Annotated in this window: 16 protein-coding genes; 3 read left to right on the plus strand and 13 right to left on the minus strand. The window is 58.1% G+C overall.

Annotated features, from left to right (window positions below; all coding sequences use genetic code 11):
- Position 1: 1 nt before the first annotated feature.
- From lpxA to rpsB, 13 genes are all read right to left on the minus strand, one after another.
- Positions 2-778 carry an acyl-ACP--UDP-N-acetylglucosamine O-acyltransferase gene (gene lpxA, locus F475_RS16015; protein ID WP_018927011.1) on the minus strand — a complete coding sequence of 259 codons (777 nt, stop codon included), beginning with the start codon at positions 776-778 and terminating at the stop codon, positions 2-4.
- Positions 775-1,215: a 3-hydroxyacyl-ACP dehydratase FabZ gene (gene fabZ / locus F475_RS16020; RefSeq protein WP_007940511.1), complete on the minus strand. Its 441-nt coding sequence runs from the start codon at positions 1,213-1,215 to the stop codon at positions 775-777. Before fabZ ends, lpxA begins: the two co-directional genes overlap by 4 nt.
- A 109-nt stretch (positions 1,216-1,324) precedes the next feature.
- Complete coding sequence (lpxD, locus tag F475_RS16025; protein WP_018927012.1) at positions 1,325-2,380, minus strand: UDP-3-O-(3-hydroxymyristoyl)glucosamine N-acyltransferase; 1,056 nt, start codon at positions 2,378-2,380, stop codon at positions 1,325-1,327.
- Between the two features lie 3 nt (positions 2,381-2,383).
- Positions 2,384-2,887, minus strand: coding sequence for an OmpH family outer membrane protein (locus F475_RS16030; protein ID WP_007940508.1), 504 nt, complete (start codon positions 2,885-2,887; stop codon positions 2,384-2,386).
- A gap of 45 nt (positions 2,888-2,932) precedes the next feature.
- The gene (gene bamA / locus F475_RS16035; protein WP_018927013.1) at positions 2,933-5,311 is read right to left on the minus strand and encodes an outer membrane protein assembly factor BamA; all 2,379 of its coding nucleotides are present in this window, start codon (positions 5,309-5,311) and stop codon (positions 2,933-2,935) included.
- A gap of 72 nt (positions 5,312-5,383) precedes the next feature.
- Complete coding sequence (gene rseP, locus F475_RS16040) at positions 5,384-6,736, minus strand: sigma E protease regulator RseP (protein ID WP_064620049.1); 1,353 nt, start codon at positions 6,734-6,736, stop codon at positions 5,384-5,386.
- A gap of 52 nt (positions 6,737-6,788) precedes the next feature.
- Positions 6,789-7,979 carry a 1-deoxy-D-xylulose-5-phosphate reductoisomerase gene (gene ispC, locus F475_RS16045; RefSeq protein WP_018927015.1) on the minus strand — a complete coding sequence of 397 codons (1,191 nt, stop codon included), beginning with the start codon at positions 7,977-7,979 and terminating at the stop codon, positions 6,789-6,791.
- Complete coding sequence (locus F475_RS16050; RefSeq protein ID WP_018927016.1) at positions 7,976-8,782, minus strand: phosphatidate cytidylyltransferase; 807 nt, start codon at positions 8,780-8,782, stop codon at positions 7,976-7,978. Before F475_RS16050 ends, ispC begins: the two co-directional genes overlap by 4 nt.
- Complete coding sequence (uppS, locus tag F475_RS16055; RefSeq protein ID WP_018927017.1) at positions 8,782-9,537, minus strand: polyprenyl diphosphate synthase; 756 nt, start codon at positions 9,535-9,537, stop codon at positions 8,782-8,784. The genes F475_RS16050 and uppS overlap by 1 nt, the downstream gene beginning before the upstream one ends.
- Before the next feature lie 14 nt (positions 9,538-9,551).
- Positions 9,552-10,109 (minus strand): ribosome recycling factor, encoded by a 558-nt coding sequence (gene frr, locus F475_RS16060; protein WP_007940501.1) that lies wholly within the window; start codon positions 10,107-10,109, stop codon positions 9,552-9,554.
- Positions 10,106-10,849, minus strand: coding sequence for a UMP kinase (gene pyrH / locus F475_RS16065; protein ID WP_003198235.1), 744 nt, complete (start codon positions 10,847-10,849; stop codon positions 10,106-10,108). The genes frr and pyrH overlap by 4 nt, the downstream gene beginning before the upstream one ends.
- A gap of 210 nt (positions 10,850-11,059) precedes the next feature.
- The gene (gene tsf, locus F475_RS16070; RefSeq protein ID WP_018927018.1) at positions 11,060-11,923 is read right to left on the minus strand and encodes a translation elongation factor Ts; all 864 of its coding nucleotides are present in this window, start codon (positions 11,921-11,923) and stop codon (positions 11,060-11,062) included.
- 190 nt (positions 11,924-12,113) lie between these two features.
- Positions 12,114-12,851, minus strand: coding sequence for a 30S ribosomal protein S2 (rpsB, locus tag F475_RS16075; RefSeq protein ID WP_018927019.1), 738 nt, complete (start codon positions 12,849-12,851; stop codon positions 12,114-12,116).
- 372 nt (positions 12,852-13,223) lie between these two features.
- Here rpsB and map point away from each other — a divergent pair, with 372 nt between their 5' ends.
- From map to dapC, 3 genes are all read left to right on the plus strand, one after another.
- Complete coding sequence (gene map / locus F475_RS16080) at positions 13,224-14,006, plus strand: type I methionyl aminopeptidase (protein WP_018927020.1); 783 nt, start codon at positions 13,224-13,226, stop codon at positions 14,004-14,006.
- Between the two features lie 45 nt (positions 14,007-14,051).
- Positions 14,052-16,754 (plus strand): [protein-PII] uridylyltransferase, encoded by a 2,703-nt coding sequence (locus F475_RS16085; RefSeq protein ID WP_064620056.1) that lies wholly within the window; start codon positions 14,052-14,054, stop codon positions 16,752-16,754.
- Positions 16,755-16,911: 157 nt separating this feature from the next.
- Entirely contained in the window at positions 16,912-18,111 is a 1,200-nt protein-coding gene (gene dapC, locus F475_RS16090) for a succinyldiaminopimelate transaminase (RefSeq protein ID WP_111454280.1), read from the plus strand.
- Positions 18,112-18,138 lie beyond the last annotated feature (27 nt).

An 18,138-nucleotide genomic window follows, 5' to 3' on the forward strand; every position in this document is an offset into this window, starting at 1 on the left:
ATTAGCGGGTGATGCCGCGGGTCGAAGACTGGATGGAATCACGGAACACCGCGACTTCCGGGAACTGCAGCGAGGGTTCGGCCAGCTCGGCGAGCGCTTGCTCGACTGTCAGGCCCTGGCGGTAAACCACCTTGTAGGCACGACGCAGCGCGTGGATCGCCTCTTCGCTGAAGCCGCGACGGCGCATGCCTTCGAAGTTCATGCTGCGAGCTTCAGCGGGGTTGCCGAATACCGTGACGTACGCAGGAACGTCTTTGCCAATGGCAGTGCCCATGCCGGAAAAGCTGTGGGCGCCAATGTGGCAATACTGGTGAACCAGGGTGAAGCCGGACAGGATCGCCCAGTCTTCAACGTGCACATGCCCTGCCAACGCGGTGTTGTTGACCAGGATGCAATGATTGCCGATAACGCTGTCGTGACCGATGTGGGCATAGGCCATGATCAGGTTGTGATCGCCCAGGGTCGTTTCCGAACGGTCCTGAATGGTCCCGCGGTGAATCGTCACGCCTTCACGGATGACGTTGTGGTCACCGATGACCAGACGGGTTTCCTCGCCCTTGTATTTCAGATCGGGCGTGTCCTCACCTACCGAAGAAAACTGGTAGATGCGGTTGTGCTTACCGATTCGGGTCGGGCCCTTGAGAATCACATGCGGCCCGATCACTGTCCCCTCGCCGATTTCCACACCTGCGCCGACAATCGACCAAGGGCCGACTTCGACGTCGTCGGCCAGGATGGCCGTCGGATCGATGATTGCGCGAGGGTCAATCAAACTCATAGTTTGCGTTCCGCACAGATGATTTCAGCGGAGCAGACTGGCTTGCCATCGACCGAAGCCTGGCATTCGAACTTCCAGATCTGACGCTTGCAGCTGATGAACTTGGCTTCAAGGATCAATTGATCGCCCGGCAGCACCGGCTGACGGAAGCGCAGTTTGTCGGAGCCGACGAAGTAGTAAAGCGTGCCATCGGCCGGTTTCACGTCGAGCATTTTGAAACCAAGGATCCCGGCAGCCTGAGCCATCGCTTCGATGATCAGTACGCCCGGCATGATTGGATGCGCAGGGAAGTGACCATTGAAGAACGGTTCGTTGATGCTGACATTCTTGTAGGCGCGAATGCGCTTGCCTTCCACATCCAGATCCACGACCCGGTCCACCAGCAGGAACGGGTAACGGTGAGGCAGGTATTCGCGAATCTCGTTGATGTCCATCATTTCGGGGGGAAGCCTATGTAAAGATTGGGAGCGCGCGACTGACGCGCACTCCTCTAGCAAATCAAGGGAGGCAGTCTAGCGGCTGTGCACACTTGATATGGAAATGGTATCAGCCATCTGATGAAGCATTACCGTCAGGGGTCACGTCCCCTACACGCTTTTCCAGCTGTCGCAGACGTCGCGCGATGTCATCGAGCTGACGGATACGTGCCGCGCTTTTGCGCCATTCGGCTGCCGGTTGCATCGCCGTACCGGAAGAATAGGAGCCCGGCTCGGTAATCGAGTGGGTCACCATGGTCATCCCGGTCAGGAAAACGTTGTCGCAAATGTCGATATGCCCCACCAGCCCTACGCCACCGGCAAGCATGCAATGCTTGCCGATTTTGGTGCTGCCGGAAATTCCCACGCACGCGGCCATGGCCGTGTGGTCACCAACCTGGACGTTGTGGGCAATCTGAATCTGATTGTCGAGCTTCACACCATTACCAATGACGGTATCGGCCAGCGCGCCACGATCGATAGCGGTATTTACGCCTATTTCCACGTCGTCTCCGATCGAGACGCCGCCGATCTGGGCAATTTTCTGCCAGATACCTTTCTCGTTGGCAAAACCGAAGCCTTCACCACCGAGCACGGCACCGGATTGAATCACCACCCGTTTGCCGATGCGCACGTCGTGATACAGCGTGACGCGCGGGGCCAACCAGCCGCCCTCGCCAATTTCGCAGCGTGCACCGATGAAGCAATGCGCACCAACGGTCACACCGGCGCCAATGCGCGCTGCACTTTCGATGACCGCAAAGGCACCGATGCTCGCCGCCGGATCGACCACCGCATCCGCTGCCACTACCGCTGTCGGATGAATACCGGCCGGCGCCTTGGGCTTGGGATCGAACAGGTGGGAAATGCGCGCATAAGACAGATATGGATCAGCCACCACCAGCGCATCACCGACAAAACCTTCAGCGTCAGCGGCCTTCAGCAGCACGGCTGCGGCCTGACTGTCAGCCAGGTATTTACGGTATTGAGGATTTGCCAGAAAGCTCAACTGAGCTGGGCCAGCCTCTTGCAAAGTGGCCAGCCCAGTAATTTCTTTCTCCGGGTCGCCACGTAAGGTGGCGCCGAGGAACTCGGCCAACTGGCCGAGCTTTATAGTCGCTGTCATGGGTTACTTCAGCTGATTCATGCGCTCGATAACCTGGCGAGTGATGTCGTACTGAGGCTTGACATCAATCACTGCGCCACGCTCGAAGACCAGGTCATAAGCACCTTTCTTGATGACTTCTTCCACAGCGCTGTCCAGTTTCGGCTTGAGCTGCTTCAGCATTTCACGGTCGGCAACGGCTTTGGCTTCGTTCAGCTCCTTGGACTGGAACTGGAAATCACGGGCCTTTTGCTTGAACTCGAGCTCCAGACGTTCACGCTCGCCTTGCTGCATCTTGTCGCCACCGGCCATCAGACGGTCCTGGATACCCTTGGCGCTGCTTTCCAGGCTCTTGAGCTTGGTCAGTTGCGGGCCGAATTTTTTCTCGGCATCCACGGCGTATTTCTTCGCCGCATCGGATTCCAGCAGTGCCATCTGATAGTTCAGAACGGCGATTTTCATGTCGGCAAAAGCCGGACCTGCAACCAGCACGGTCGCCAGGAGAACCAATTGAGTCAACTTACGCACGATGCACTCCTACAAAATCCATTGTCATTATCTTGGGTCAGACGCTTAGAACGTCTGGCCGAGGGAGAATTGGAACACTTGAGTCTCGGCATTGCTGTCCGGTTTTTTGACTGGCATCGCCAAGGCGAAGCTCAACGGACCAAGGGCGGTAACCCATGTCACACCGACACCCACCGAACTGGCCATGTTGCTCAGGCTGACGTCGTTACACTGAGTGTTGGACTTGGAACCATCGGCGTTGGTGCTCTGCTTGCAAGTCGAATCGAACACATTACCCACGTCCCAGAATACCGAAGTGCGCAAGGAACGCTGATCTTTCACGAACGGCATAGGGAATAGAACTTCTACACCACCCTGAATCAGGACGTTACCACCAAACGGCAGTGGATCCTGGTCCGGGTCGGTTGCGGTGCCCGGGTTCACGCCCCGGCTCGGCGTACTACGAGGCCCCAGGGTGCTGTCCTTGAAGCCACGAACCGAGTTGAAACCACCGGCGTAATAGTTTTCATAGAACGGCAAGCCGTCGGTCGAACCATAACCATCGCCATAGCCCAGCTCGGTGTGGAGGCGCATGGTGTAGTTTTCAGACAACGGCTGGAACAATTGACCGCGATAATCGAGCTTGAAGAACGACAAGTCGCTGCCCGGTGTCGTGGCTTCCGCAGTCAAGCTCTGGGAGTGACCACGGGTCGCCAGTACCCCTTTGTTCAAGGTGGATTCAGACCAACCGGCCGATGCCTTGAAGTTGAGGTACTGATCACCTTCCTTGTTAACGAAGTCGAAGATTTCGTCGACGGTGTAAAGACCCGTCTTGATCTTGTCTTGTTGTGCAGACAAACCAAACGTCAGACGCGAAGTCTCGCTGATCGGATAACCAACGTTGACACCTGCGCCCAGGCTGTCTACGGCGTAGCTGGCTACGTTGACATCGAGGTCTTTGTAGTCGGTCGTACGATAGAAAGCGTTGTAACCCAGGCTCACACCGTCAGCTGTCCAGTAGGGGTCGACATAACCGAAGTTATAACGGCTTTGATACTGACTGCGAGTCAAGCCGATGCTGACCTTGTTACCGGTACCCAGGAAGTTGTTCTGAGTGATCGAACCACCAAGGATCAGACCGGCGCTCTGGGCGAAACCAACGCTGGCGGTAATCGAACCGGAAGCCTGCTCTTCAACGCTGTAGTTCACGTCAACCTGATCATCGACACCCGGCACGGCCGGCGTCTCGACGTTGACTTCCTTGAAGAAGCCCAGACGTTCCAGGCGGGTCTTGGATTGGTCGATCAGGTAGGTCGAAGCCCAGCCGCCCTCCATCTGACGCATTTCACGGCGCAGCACTTCGTCTTCGGACTTGGTGTTGCCACGGAAGTTGATGCGGTTCACGTAAGCACGCTTGCCCGGATCGACAGCGAATGTGATATCGACCGTGTGGTCTTCATCGTGAGGCTGAGGCACGCCGTTGACGTTAGCGAAGGTGTAACCCTCGTTACCCAGGCGGCGGGTAATCAGTTCGGAGGTGGTGGTCATCAGCTTGCGCGAGAACACCTGGCCTTTCTGAACCAGCAGCAGGGACTTGACCTGGTCTTCAGGCACTTTCAGGTCGCCGCTGAGTTTCACGTCACGAACGGTGTACTTCTCGCCTTCGTTGACGTTGACGGTGATATAGACGTGTTTCTTGTCCGGGGTGATGGACACCTGGGTCGAAGCGATATCCATATTGATATAGCCACGGTCCAGGTAATAGGAACGCAGACGCTCCAGGTCACCGGAGAGCTTTTCACGAGCGTACTTGTCATCGTTCTTGAAGAACGACAGCCAGTTGCTGGTCTTGAGTTCGAACAGGTCGATCAGGTCTTCATCAGGAAAGACAGTGTTGCCCACCACGTTGATGTGCTGGATCGCCGCTACGGTACCTTCGTTGATGTTGACCTTCAGGGCAACGCGGTTACGCGGCTGCGGCACCACTTCGGTGTCGACGGTAGCCGAGTAGCGGCCCTGAGCGACGTATTGACGCTGCAGCTCGTTACGCACACCTTCGAGGGTCGCGCGCTGGAAGATCTCGCCTTCGGCCAGACCGGACTGTTTGAGGCCCTTCATCAGGTCTTCAGTGGAGATCGCCTTGTTGCCTTCGATCTCGATACTGGCGACCGACGGACGCTCGACTACAGTAATGACCAGGACGTTGCCTTCACGGCCCAGCTGGATATCTTGAAAGAACCCGGTTTTGAACAGCGCACGAGTGGATTCCACCAGGCGACGATCATCCGCCTGCTCGCCGACGTTCAACGGCAAGGCACCAAAGACACTACCCGCGGAGACCCGCTGGAGGCCATTGACGCGAATATCAGAGATAGTGAAGGACTCGGCGTGAACTTCGGCGATCATCAATACGGTGAGAACCGCAGTTAGCAGCAGACGTTTCATGAAGTCCTTTCTTATTCCAACTGGCAATAAAAACTGCCGCAAAATGCGGCAGATTCGCAATTCAGCGAAGCGTTACAGTCGACCCAGATCATTGACCAGAGCAAGCAACATCACCCCGACCACCAAACTGATACCGATCTGTATCCCCCAACCTTGCACCCGATCCGACAAGGGACGACCACGCGCCCACTCGATCAGATAAAACAACAAATGCCCCCCATCCAGTACAGGAATGGGCAGCAAATTCAGAACACCCAGGCTAATACTCAGATAAGCAAGGAAATTCAGGAAATCAGCGATGCCCGACTGGGCAGAAGCGCCCGCCACTTTAGCAATGGTTATCGGTCCACTCAAGTTTTTTACCGAGAGCTCGCCGAACAACATTTTCTTGAGCGAGTCGAGGGTCAGTACGCTCATGGTCCAGGTGCGTCGGGCACCCTCCCCAATCGCGGCCACCGGACCGTAACTGACTTCGCGAATCATCTCTGGTGGCCAATCGACCGCTTTCACCCCTGCGCCCAGATAGCCAGTGGGTGCCTTGCTCTCGCCGCGCGCGGCCAGCGTCACAGGGACGTCGATTTGAGCACCGTCGCGCTCAACGCGCAGCATGATTTTGGTATCCGGATGCAAACGGACGATGTCGACTACTTGCTGCCAGTCATCCAGTGCCTTGCCATCAAAGGTCAACAGGCGGTCTCCAGCCTTCAAACCCGCAGCCTTCGCCGGCCCTTTCGGATCAATTTCGGCCAGCACCGGCGGCAATGCCGGACGCCAGGGGCGAATACCCAGCGAGTGAATAGGATCCGGCTCGTTAGCCCCCTTGAGCCACTTGTCCAGCACCAGCTCACGAGGCGAATCCACGGTGGAGCCCTGTTCGCGGACCAGCACTTGCAGGGAACCGCTCTCGCCCAGGCGGCGGACCAGTTGCAGGTTCACCGCAGCCCAGCCGGAAGTGGGCTCGCCATCGATGGCAATAATTTCCTGCCCCGGACTCAAACCTGCCCTGGAGGCGATACTGCCGGATTCGACCGCGCCGATAACCGGGCGCACCTGCTCGCTGCCCAGCATTGCCAATGCCCAGAAAAACACCATCGCCAATAGAAAGTTGGCAATCGGACCGGCTGCCACGATAGCAACGCGCTGACGGACGGACTTGCGATTGAAGGCGTGATCGAGCTGATCGGCCGGCACCTCACCTTCGCGCTCGTCGAGCATTTTCACGTAGCCACCCAGCGGGATGGCGGCAACCACGAATTCAGTGCCTTTGCTGTCGTGCCAGCGCAGCAGCGGCATGCCGAAGCCCACGGAGAAACGCAGCACTTTGACCCCACAGCGACGTGCGACCCAGAAATGGCCGAACTCGTGGAAGGTGACCAGCACGCCCAGCGCTACCAGGGTGCCGACAATCATATAGAGCGCGCTCATCTACTTTCTCCGCAATCCTATCGGTGCTGCATGGGCCAACGTATTGCAGCACTTATCGGCCGTGACGACTCAACCATTGCCCGGCCAGTACCCGTGCTTTCGCATCGGCCGTAAACACTGCCTCGAGATCATCAACCGCAACCACAGGCTCGAGGTTCAATACTTCCTCGATAATACTCGCGATTTCCAGATAGCGAACCCGTCCGTCGAGAAAGGCCGCCACAGCCACTTCATTCGCGGCATTGAGCATGGCCGGCGCGCTGTTACCAGCCTCGGCGGCTTGACGCGCAAGGCGCAGGCAAGGGAAACGCTCTTCATCGGGTGCCTGGAAATCCAGGCGAGCGATGGCGAACAGATCCAACGGCGCAACGCCCGAGTCGATCCGCTCCGGCCACGCCAGGGCATTGGCAATTGGTGTGCGCATATCCGGATTACCCAGCTGCGCCAGCACCGAACCATCGACATAGTCGACCAGCGAATGAATCACGCTTTGCGGGTGAATCACCACTTCGACCTGAGAGGGCGTAGCGTCGAACAGCCAGCAGGCCTCGATCAGCTCGAGCCCTTTGTTCATCATGCTGGCCGAATCCACCGAAATCTTGCGCCCCATGGACCAATTCGGGTGAGCACACGCTTGCTCGGGGGTAACATGCGCCAGTTCGGCCAGGGGCGTCTGCCGGAACGGGCCACCAGAGGCTGTCAGTAGAATCCGGCGTACACCGACCGCGCCCAAACCACGAGAGAAGTCCTGCGGCATGCACTGGAAAATCGCGTTGTGTTCGCTGTCGATCGGCAGCAGCACCGAACCGCTTTTACGCACGGCCTGCATGAACAGCGCACCGGACATCACCAGCGCTTCTTTATTGGCCAAAAGAATCTTTTTGCCGGCCTCGACCGCCGCCAGGGTCGGACGCAAACCCGCCGCCCCGACGATCGCCGCCATTACCGCATCGACTTCTGGATCCGAGGCGATCTGACACAAGCCCTCCTCTCCCACCAGAACACGGGTCGACAGGCCAGCCGCATGCAATTCGTCCTGCAAGCCTCGGGCAGCACCAGATTCCGGCACGACCGCGAAACGCGGCGTATGACGCACGCACAGCGCCAGCAGCTCACTCAAACGAGTGAAACCGCTCAAGGCGAATACCTGATAGCGTTCGGGGTGACGGGCGATGACGTCCAGAGTGCTCAGACCAATCGAGCCGGTCGCCCCCAGCACGGTAATCTGTTGTGGGCGACTCACGATGCCGCCATCCACAGCAGCACGGCGAACACCGGAATCGCCGCTGTCAGACTGTCGATGCGGTCCAGCACACCGCCGTGCCCTGGCAGCAGATTACTGCTGTCCTTGATCCCCGACTGGCGCTTGAACATGCTTTCGGTGAGGTCACCCACCACCGAAATGAACACAATGATCGCAGCACCGAACAGGCCCATCAGCATCTGAGCGAAACTCCAGTCCCGCGCAAAACCGACGATTGCCGTGATCACCAGGCTCAGCAGCAAGCCGCCGTACACGCCCTCCCAGCTCTTGCCAGGACTGACCTGTGGTGCCAGCTTGCGCTTGCCGAAGGCTCGACCGGAAAAGTACGCACCGATATCGGCGCCCCAGACCAACACCATCACGGCCATGATCAGCCAGTTGCCCAAGGGTTCCTGCTTGATCAGGATCAGACCTTGCCAGGCCGGCAACAGAATCAACAAACCGATCGCCAGCTTGCAGGCAGCGCTGGCCCAGTGTTCGCTGGACCGTGGATAAGTCAGCACCAGATAGGTGGCCACGCCCCACCAGAGCACCGAGGCACCCAACACCCAAGGCGCGAGCCCCGGCAGGATGTGCATGACAAACAGCATCAGCGCGACCACAGCTGCAAAAGCAACACGGATCGCCTGGCCGGCGAAACCCGCCAGGCGCGCCCATTCCCATGCCCCCAGCGTCACCACCAGCCCGATAAACAGTGCAAAACCGGACCCTTCAAGCAGGAAAAACCCGCACAGGGCAATCGGCAGCAGAATCAGTGCCGTGATGATTCGTTGTTTAAGCATTAAACCCGGGCTCCAGACTCGACCTGCTCGCTCGTTTTACCGAAGCGACGCTGGCGAGAAGCGAAATCAGCCAGCGCATTGCGCATGGCGTCGTGTTTGAAGTCCGGCCAGAACAGGTCGGAGAAGTACAACTCGGCGTAAGCCAGTTGCCACAGCAGGAAGTTACTGATGCGATGCTCGCCACCGGTACGGATGCACAAGTCCGGCAACGGCAGATCGCCGGTCGCCAGACAGGTTTGCAACAGCTCGGGAGTGATGTCTTCAGGGCGCAGATGCCCGGCCTGAACTTCGCGCGCCAGACGTTGCGCAGCTTGCGCGATGTCCCACTGACCACCGTAGTTGGCGGCGATCTGCAGGATAAAGCGATTGACGCCGGCAGTCATAGCCTCGGCTTCACGCATGGCAGCTTGAAGCTCCGGATGAAAACGCGAACGGTCGCCGATGATGCGCAAACTGATGTTGTTGTCGTTCAGGCGCTTGGCCTCGCGACGCAGCGCCCTGAAGAACAGATCCATCAAGGCACTGACCTCATCGGCCGGGCGTTGCCAGTTCTCACTGGAGAACGCAAACAGGGTCAATACCTCAACCCCGGACTCCGCACACACCTCGATGACCGCACGAACAGCATCCACACCCGCTTTATGCCCGGCGACACCCGGCATAAAGCGTTTTTTCGCCCAACGATTATTACCATCCATGATGATCGCGACATGGCGCGGCACCGCGGACGGCGCAGTCTGCTTGGTCTTGTCCATTTGAAACTCGACCCTTATACGGCCATCAGGTCTTTTTCTTTCTCCGCCAACTTAGCGTCGATTTCAGCCACGAATTTCTTGGTCAGATCGTCGATCTCGCCAGTGGCACGACGCTCTTCGTCTTCGCTGATTTCCTTTTCCTTGACCAGGTCCTTCAGCGAGCTGTTTGCATCGCGACGGATGTTGCGCACGGCAACACGGGCATCCTCAGCGACATCACGAGCCTGCTTGGTGAAGCCCCGGCGGGTTTCTTCGGTCAGGGCCGGCATGGAGATCAGCAGCAACTCACCCAGGTTGGTCGGGTTGAGATTCAGGCCAGCGCTACCGATAGCCTTGTCGACCGCGCCCAGCATGTTGCGCTCGAAGGCAACGACTTGCAGGGTACGGGCGTCTTTAACGGTGATGTTCGCCACTTGCTTGATCGGAGTGTCGGCGCCGTAGTACGGAACCATCACGCCTTCCAGAATGCTTGGGTGCGCCTGGCCGGTACGGATACGCCCGAAGTTGTGCGCCAGCGATTCTACGGATTTCTGCATGCGCTCTTTAGCGTCTTTCTTGATTTCGTTGATCATTGTTGAACTTCCTCGATCAGGGTTCCTTCAGCGCCGCCATGTACGATATTCAACAGGGCACCGGGTTTGTTCATATTAAACACGCGCAGCGGCATCTTGTGGTCGCGGCACAGGCAAATGGCCGTCAGATCCATCACACCCAGCTTGCGATCCAGCACTTCATCGTAGGTCAGATGATCGAACTTCTCGGCATGCGGGTCTTTGAACGGGTCAGCGGTGTAGACGCCATCAACCTTCGTTGCCTTGAGCACCACATCGGCATCGATTTCGATTGCGCGCAGGCAGGCAGCCGAGTCCGTTGTAAAGAACGGATTGCCAGTACCGGCCGCGAAAATCACGACTTCCTTGGAGTTCAGGTGGCGCATGGCTTTGCGGCGATCATAGTGATCGGTCACGCCAACCATGGAAATGGCCGACATCACGATGGCCGAGATATTGGCACGTTCCAGCGCATCGCGCATCGCCAGGGCGTTCATCACAGTGGCCAGCATGCCCATGTGGTCGCCAGTGACCCGATCCATGCCGGCGGCGCTGAGCGCTGCGCCACGGAACAGGTTACCCCCGCCGATCACCAGACCGACCTGAACACCGATGCCAACCAGTTGGCCAACTTCCAGTGCCATGCGATCCAGAACTTTCGGATCGATCCCGAACTCTTCCGAGCCCATCAGGGCCTCGCCGCTAAGCTTGAGTAGAATGCGTTTATAGCGAGCCTGATAACCACTGCCCTGCTGAGCCATTGCGAATCTCTCCTGCGGCGTATTTTAAAAATTCTTTGCGAGCTGTTTACAGCTGGCGTTCACTCTAGCTTGGCGCTGCTTCAGCGCCATCGGAACATGGCTTTGTAAGCCAGTTCCAAAAGGAAACCAAATAAAATTGGCAACCCCATCTGAAAAGAGGCTGCGCGCGTAAGCGGGCAGCCTCTTCAGGGCGACAGTTAAAAAACCGTCTTATTGCTTGCTGGCAGCCAGCTGGGCAGCAACTTCTTCTGCGAAGTTGTCTACTGGCTTCTCGATGCCTTCGCCTACTTTGAAGTAGGTGAAAGAAACGATTTCAGCACCGGCTTTCTTGGCCAGGTCGCCGACCTTGATTTCAGGGTTCTTGACGAACGCCTGCTCAACCAGGCTCGCTTCAGCCAGGAACTTGCTGATACGGCCTTTGACCATGTTTTCAACGATGTTTTCTGGCTTGCCGGCAATCTTGTCAGCGTTGAGGGTCAGGAACACGCCTTTCTCGCGCTCGATCGCTTCAGCGGAAACTTCCGACGGCAGCAGGAATTCAGGGTTGGTAGCCGCTACGTGCATAGCGATGTCTTTGGCCAGCTCAACGTCGCCGCCCTTGAGAACAACCGCAACACCAATCTTGTTGCCGTGCAGGTAGCCACCAACAACATCGCCTTCAACGCGAGCCAGGCGACGAATGTTGACGTTTTCGCCAACCTTGCCAACCAGAACCAGACGATCAGCTTCACGCGCTTCGATCAGCGGAGCAGCATCGGTCAGTTTGTCAGCGAACGCTTTTTCAATGCTGGCAGCAACAAATGCCTTGAAGTCGTCCTGCAGAGCCAGGAAGTCGGTCTGCGAGTTCACTTCCAGCAGAACGGCGGATTTACCGTCTTCCTTGAGAGCGATTGCGCCTTCAGCGGCAACGTTGCCGGCTTTCTTGGCAGCCTTGATGGCGCCCGAAGCGCGCATGTCATCAATGGCTTTTTCGATGTCGCCGCCAGCCTTGGTCAAGGCCTTTTTGCAGTCCATCATGCCTTCGCCGGTACGCTCGCGCAGTTCTTTGACCAACGCTGCAGTAATCTCTGCCATTTTCAAATTCCTCTTGGATAGGTTTTCAACCATTCCACCCGATCGAACGGGCGATCAATTCTTCCCGAACCACCCTTGTTAGCTGCCGCACGTTACAGATAAAGCAGTGGGCGCCGACAAATGGTTTTCGAGGTGGCAAAAAGGGGGCCAAGCCCCCTTTTTGCTTACTGAGTCAACGCCAGGGCGTCAATTACTCAGCTGCAGCCTGAGTTTCTTCAGCTACGAATTCTACAGTGCCGCCAGCAACATTGTTGCGACCACGGATAACAGCGTCAGCCATCGAACCCATGTACAGCTGGATAGCGCGGATTGCGTCATCGTTGCCTGGGATGATGTAGTCAACGCCTTCCGGGCTGCTGTTGGTATCGACTACGCCGATAACCGGGATGCCCAGCTTGTTGGCTTCGGTGATCGCGATGCGCTCGTGATCAACGTCGATAACGAACAGAGCGTCTGGCAGACCGCCCATGTCCTTGATACCACCCAGGGAACGATCCAGCTTCTCAAGATCGCGAGTGCGCATCAGCGCTTCTTTCTTGGTCAGCTTGGCGAAAGTACCGTCTTCAGCTTGCACTTCAAGGTCACGCAGACGCTTGATGGAAGCACGGATGGTTTTGAAGTTGGTCAGCATGCCGCCCAACCAGCGGTGATCGACGTACGGCGAACCGCAACGTGCTGCTTCTTCAGCAACGATCTTGCCAGCGGAACGCTTGGTGCCGACGAACAGAATCTTGTTTTTGCCCTGGGCCAGACGCTCTACGAAAGTCAGAGCTTCGTTGAACATTGGCAGGGTTTTTTCAAGGTTGATGATGTGAATCTTGTTACGCGCGCCGAAAATGTACTTACCCATTTTCGGATTCCAGTAACGGGTTTGGTGACCGAAGTGCACACCGGCCTTCAGCATATCGCGCATGTTGACTTGGGACATGATAGTTCCTTAATAAGTCGGGTTTGGCCTCCACGTATCCCAATGACCAACCAGCAGCATCAGCTGAAGGCACCCAGGTCATCGTGTCGACACGTGTGTGGATTTAAGCTTTTCAGGGTACCCCGGAAAGCGGCGCATTTTATATCACAAGGCCGGAAAAAACGGAACCCGCATTCTGAAAACCTGGCGAATGCTTTTGATCCCGCCCTTGGAATCCCCCAAGAATGCGCCATCCTATAGAGAGAAGCGATGCACAGAAGCTCAGATTTGCCCTGATCGTCTGGTAGAATTGCGTTTTTCAGGGCCGCGACGATCGTTCGCGCAATGCCCATTTCGTTTTAGAAGGCGCCATTGAGCGCAGAGAGAGCCTGTATGACCGTCACCCTCAAAACCCCAGAGGACATCGCAAAAATGCGGATCGCCGGCAAATTGGCCGCCGATGTGCTGGAAATGATTGCCGATTATGTCAAGCCGGGCGTTACCACCGAAGAGCTGGACCGCATCTGCCACGACTACATCGTCAACGAGCAGAAAGCCATTCCTGCCCCGCTCAACTACAAGGGCTTTCCGAAGTCGATCTGCACCTCGATCAACCACGTGGTCTGCCACGGCATCCCGAACGAGAAGCCGTTGAAGGATGGCGACACGCTGAACATCGACGTCACAGTGATCAAGGACGGCTACCACGGCGATACCAGCCGCATGTTCCACGTCGGCACCGTGCCAGTCTGGGCCGAGCGTCTGTCCCAGGTGACACAGGAATGCATGTACAAGGCCATCGAACTGGTGAAACCCGGCTGCCGCCTGGGCGATATCGGTGAAGTGATCCAGAAGCACGCGGAAAAGAACGGTTTCTCGGTGGTTCGCGAGTTCTGCGGCCACGGCATTGGCAAGGTGTTCCACGAAGAACCGCAGATCCTGCACTACGGCCGCGCCGGCACCGGCATGGAACTGAAAGCCGGCATGACCTTCACCATCGAGCCGATGATCAACCAGGGCAAGGCCGACACCAAGGTGCTGGGCGATGGCTGGACCGCGATCACCAAGGACCGCAAGCTGTCGGCGCAATGGGAACACACTCTGCTGGTGACCGATACCGGCTACGAGATCTTCACCCTGCGCAGCGACGATACCATCCCGCGCGTTTCGGCCTGATCCCGCCCGCGCCGTTCCCAGCCTTATAGAAAGGAAAGCCAATCGATGCCGCAGGTGGATCCCGAACTCTTCGACCGCGGCCAGTTCCAGGCTGAACTGGCCCTGAAGGCAAGCCCTATCGCTGCTTTCAAGAAGGCGATCCGTCAGGCCCGCGAAGTGCTCGACGAGCGGTTTCGCAGCGGCCGGGAGATTCGCCGGCTGATCGAGGATCGTGCCTGGTTCGTCGATAACATCCTGCAAAAGGCCTGGGAGCAATTCAACTGGAACTTCGAAGCCGACATCGCGCTGGTCGCGGTCGGCGGCTACGGTCGTGGCGAGTTGCACCCCTACTCTGACATCGACCTGCTGATCCTGCTGGGCGGCGCCGACCACGAAATTTTCCGTGATTCAATCGAGCGTTTTCTGACGTTGCTGTGGGACATCGGCCTGGAAGTCGGCCAGAGCGTTCGCTCGGTTGACGAATGCGCCGAGGAAGCCCGCGCCGACCTGACGGTGATCACCAACCTGATGGAAAGCCGCACCATTGCCGGTCCCGAGCGCCTGCGCCAGCGCATGCTGGACGTGACTAGCACAGAACACATGTGGCCCAGCAAGGAGTTCTTCCTGGCCAAGCGCGCCGAACAGAAAGCCCGTCACCACAAGTACAACGACACCGAGTACAACCTGGAACCCAACGTCAAGGGCTCGCCCGGTGGCCTGCGGGATATCCAGACGATTCTGTGGGTTGCCCGTCGTGAGTACGGCACCCTCAATCTGCGGGCCCTGGCCGGCGAAGGTTTCCTGGTGGAGAGCGAGAACGCCCTGCTGGCTTCGTCCCAGGAATTCCTGTGGAAAGTGCGTTATGCGCTGCACATGCTCGCCGGCCGCGCCGAAGACCGCCTGCTGTTCGATCACCAGCGCACAATTGCCGGGCTGCTGGGTTTCGTCGGCAATGACGCCAAGCACGCCATCGAAAACTTCATGCAGCAGTACTACCGGGTGGTCATGAGCATTGCCCAGCTCAGCGACTTGATCATCCAGCACTTCGAAGAAGTGATCCTGGCCCCCGAAGACGAGGCACCGCCCCAGCCGATCAACTCGCGATTCCAGCTGCACGACGGCTACATCGAGGCGCGCAACAACAATGTGTTCCGCCGCACGCCGTTCGCCATGCTCGAAATCTTCGTGCTGATGGCCCAGCAGCCGGAGATCAAAGGCGTACGCGCCGACACCATCCGCCTGCTGCGCGAGAACCGTCATTTGATCGACGACGACTTCCGCAACGATATTCGCAATACCAGCCTGTTCATCGAATTGTTCAAGTGCAAGATCGGCGTCCACCGCAACCTGCGGCGGATGAACCGTTACGGGATCCTTGGGCGTTATCTGCCGGAGTTCGGCTTTATTGTCGGGCAGATGCAGCACGACCTGTTTCACATCTATACGGTCGACGCGCACACCCTGAACCTGATCAAGCACCTGCGTAAGTTGCAGTACACCCAGGTGTCGGAAAAATTCCCGCTGGCCAGCAAGCTCATGGCCAAACTGCCCAAGCCGGAGTTGATTTACCTGGCCGGCCTGTACCACGACATCGGCAAGGGCCGGCATGGCGACCACTCGGAAATCGGCGCAGTGGACGCCGAAGCCTTTTGCCAGCGCCATCAGTTGCCGATCTGGGACAGCCGCCTGATCGTCTGGCTGGTGCAAAACCATCTCGTAATGTCGACCACCGCCCAGCGCAAGGACTTGTCCGACCCGCATGTGATCCACGATTTCGCGCAGATTGTCGGCGATGAAACCCGCCTCGATTATCTGTATGTGCTGACCGTTGCCGACATCAACGCGACCAACCCGACGCTATGGAACTCCTGGCGCGCGAGCCTGTTGCGCCAGCTCTACACCGAGACCAAGCGCGCCTTGCGTCGCGGCCTGGAAAACCCGGTGGATCGCGAAGAACAGATCCGCCAGACCCAAAGCGCAGCGCTGGACATTCTGGTACGCGGCGGCACCGACCCGGACGACGTCGAGCAGTTGTGGGCACAACTGGGCGATGACTACTTCCTGCGTCACACCGCCGGCGACGTGGCCTGGCACACTGATGCAATCTTGCAGCAGCCGGCCGACGGCGGCCCGCTGGTGCTGATCAAGGAAACCACCCAGCGCGAGTTCGAGGGCGGTACGCAGATCTTCATTTATGCGCCGGACCAGCACGACTTCTTCGCCGTGACCGTAGCGGCGATGGACCAGCTCAACCTGAACATTCACGACGCCCGGGTCATCACCTCCAGCAGCCAGTTCACCCTCGACACCTATATCGTGCTCGACACCGATGGCGACTCGATCGGCGACAACCCGGCGCGGGTCAAGCAGATCCGCGAAGGCCTGACCGAAGCCCTGCGCAATCCGGACAACTACCCAACGATTATCCAGCGTCGGGTGCCGCGTCAGCTCAAACATTTTACCTTTGCGCCACAGGTGACAATCCACAACGATGCCCAGCGTCCGGTGACCGTGCTGGAACTCAGCGCACCCGACCGTCCTGGGTTACTGGCGCGGATCGGCACGATCTTCCTCGAGTTCGACCTGTCGCTGCAGAACGCCAAGATCGCCACCTTGGGCGAGCGCGTGGAAGACGTGTTCTTTATCACCGACGCCAACAATCAGCCGCTGTCCGACCCCTTGCTGTGCAGCCGCTTGCAGGATGCAATCGTCAAACAGCTGAGCGTCAACCAGGAACCCGATATCAAACATTCGCGCATCAGCATCTGAATCAACCCAATCCCCCTGTGGGAGCGGGCTTGTGTGGCGAGGGAGCTTGCTCCCGCTGGGTCGCGAAGCGACCCCAAAAGCTTGCGACTGCTGCGCAGTCCAACGGGAGCAAGCTCCCTCGCCACACAGGCCCGCTCCCATATTGAACGAGGCCCCCATGAACAACGCTCTGAACCAGTTGCAGCCCTACCCGTTCGAAAAGCTCCGCGCCCTGCTCGGCAGCGTCACGCCAAACCCGGACAAACGCGCCATCGCGTTGTCCATCGGCGAACCGAAGCATCGCTCGCCAAGCTTTGTCGCCGAAGCCTTGGCAAGCAATCTGGATCAGATGGCCGTATACCCGACCACCCTCGGCATCCCGGCCCTGCGTGAAGCGATCGCCGCATGGTGCGAACGCCGTTTCAGCGTTCCAAATGGCTGGCTCGACCCCGCGCGCAACGTGCTGCCGGTCAACGGCACCCGCGAAGCGTTGTTCGCATTCACCCAGACCGTGGTCAACCGTGGTGAAGACGCGCTGGTGGTCAGCCCGAACCCGTTCTATCAGATCTACGAAGGCGCGGCGTTCCTGGCCGGAGCCAAGCCGCATTACCTGCCATGCCTTGACGAAAACGGCTTCAACCCGGATTTCGACTCTGTTTCGCCAGACATCTGGAAGCGTTGCCAGATCCTGTTCCTGTGCTCGCCGGGCAACCCGACCGGCGCGTTGATCCCGGTTGAAACCCTGAAAAAACTGATCGCCCTGGCCGACGAATACGATTTCGTGATCGCCGCTGACGAGTGCTACAGCGAACTGTACTTCGATGAACAGACCCCACCACCCGGCCTGCTCAGCGCCTGCGTTGAACTAGGCCGCAAAGATTTCAAGCGTTGCGTGGTGTTTCATAGCCTGTCCAAGCGTTCCAACCTGCCAGGCCTGCGTTCGGGCTTTGTGGCCGGCGATGCAGACATCCTCAAGGGGTTCCTGCTGTATCGCACTTACCACGGCTGTGCGATGCCGGTTCAAACGCAACTGGCCAGCGTTGCCGCGTGGAACGACGAAGTGCATGTGCGGGCCAACCGTGCGCTGTACCGTGAGAAATACGATGCGGTATTGGAAATCCTCAGCCCGGTGATGGATGTGCAGCGCCCGGATGGCGGTTTCTATCTGTGGCCAAACGTAAATGGCGACGACGCGGCGTTCTGCCGGGATCTGTTTGCCGAGGAACACGTGACGGTCGTACCAGGGTCTTACCTGTCTCGCGAAGTGAACGGCTCAAACCCCGGAGCAGGCCGAGTACGTATGGCGCTGGTTGCACCGTTGGCAGAATGCATTGAAGCCGCAGAGCGAATTCGCGCGTTTATTACACGCAATAAATAACTCATATAAGCTCCGCACTATGCAATG

Source organism: Pseudomonas sp. URMO17WK12:I6, from assembly GCF_003253625.1.
GTDB lineage: Bacteria > Pseudomonadota > Gammaproteobacteria > Pseudomonadales > Pseudomonadaceae > Aquipseudomonas.

Excerpts from the sequence above, each read along its gene's own strand:
- lpxA (WP_018927011.1), bottom strand. The coding sequence starts at position 778 with ATGAGTTTGATTGACCCTCGCGCAATCATCGATCCGACGGCCATCCTG.
- fabZ (WP_007940511.1), bottom strand. The coding sequence starts at position 1,215 with ATGATGGACATCAACGAGATTCGCGAATACCTGCCTCACCGTTACCCG.
- lpxD (WP_018927012.1), bottom strand. The coding sequence starts at position 2,380 with ATGACAGCGACTATAAAGCTCGGCCAGTTGGCCGAGTTCCTCGGCGCC.
- bamA (WP_018927013.1), bottom strand. The coding sequence starts at position 5,311 with ATGAAACGTCTGCTGCTAACTGCGGTTCTCACCGTATTGATGATCGCC.
- rseP (WP_064620049.1), bottom strand. The coding sequence starts at position 6,736 with ATGAGCGCGCTCTATATGATTGTCGGCACCCTGGTAGCGCTGGGCGTG.
- F475_RS16050 (WP_018927016.1), bottom strand. The coding sequence starts at position 8,782 with ATGCTTAAACAACGAATCATCACGGCACTGATTCTGCTGCCGATTGCC.
- uppS (WP_018927017.1), bottom strand. The coding sequence starts at position 9,537 with ATGGACAAGACCAAGCAGACTGCGCCGTCCGCGGTGCCGCGCCATGTC.
- frr (WP_007940501.1), bottom strand. The coding sequence starts at position 10,109 with ATGATCAACGAAATCAAGAAAGACGCTAAAGAGCGCATGCAGAAATCC.
- pyrH (WP_003198235.1), bottom strand. The coding sequence starts at position 10,849 with ATGGCTCAGCAGGGCAGTGGTTATCAGGCTCGCTATAAACGCATTCTA.
- tsf (WP_018927018.1), bottom strand. The coding sequence starts at position 11,923 with ATGGCAGAGATTACTGCAGCGTTGGTCAAAGAACTGCGCGAGCGTACC.
- rpsB (WP_018927019.1), bottom strand. The coding sequence starts at position 12,851 with ATGTCCCAAGTCAACATGCGCGATATGCTGAAGGCCGGTGTGCACTTC.
- map (WP_018927020.1), top strand. The coding sequence starts at position 13,224 with ATGACCGTCACCCTCAAAACCCCAGAGGACATCGCAAAAATGCGGATC.
- F475_RS16085 (WP_064620056.1), top strand. The coding sequence starts at position 14,052 with ATGCCGCAGGTGGATCCCGAACTCTTCGACCGCGGCCAGTTCCAGGCT.
- dapC (WP_111454280.1), top strand. The coding sequence starts at position 16,912 with ATGAACAACGCTCTGAACCAGTTGCAGCCCTACCCGTTCGAAAAGCTC.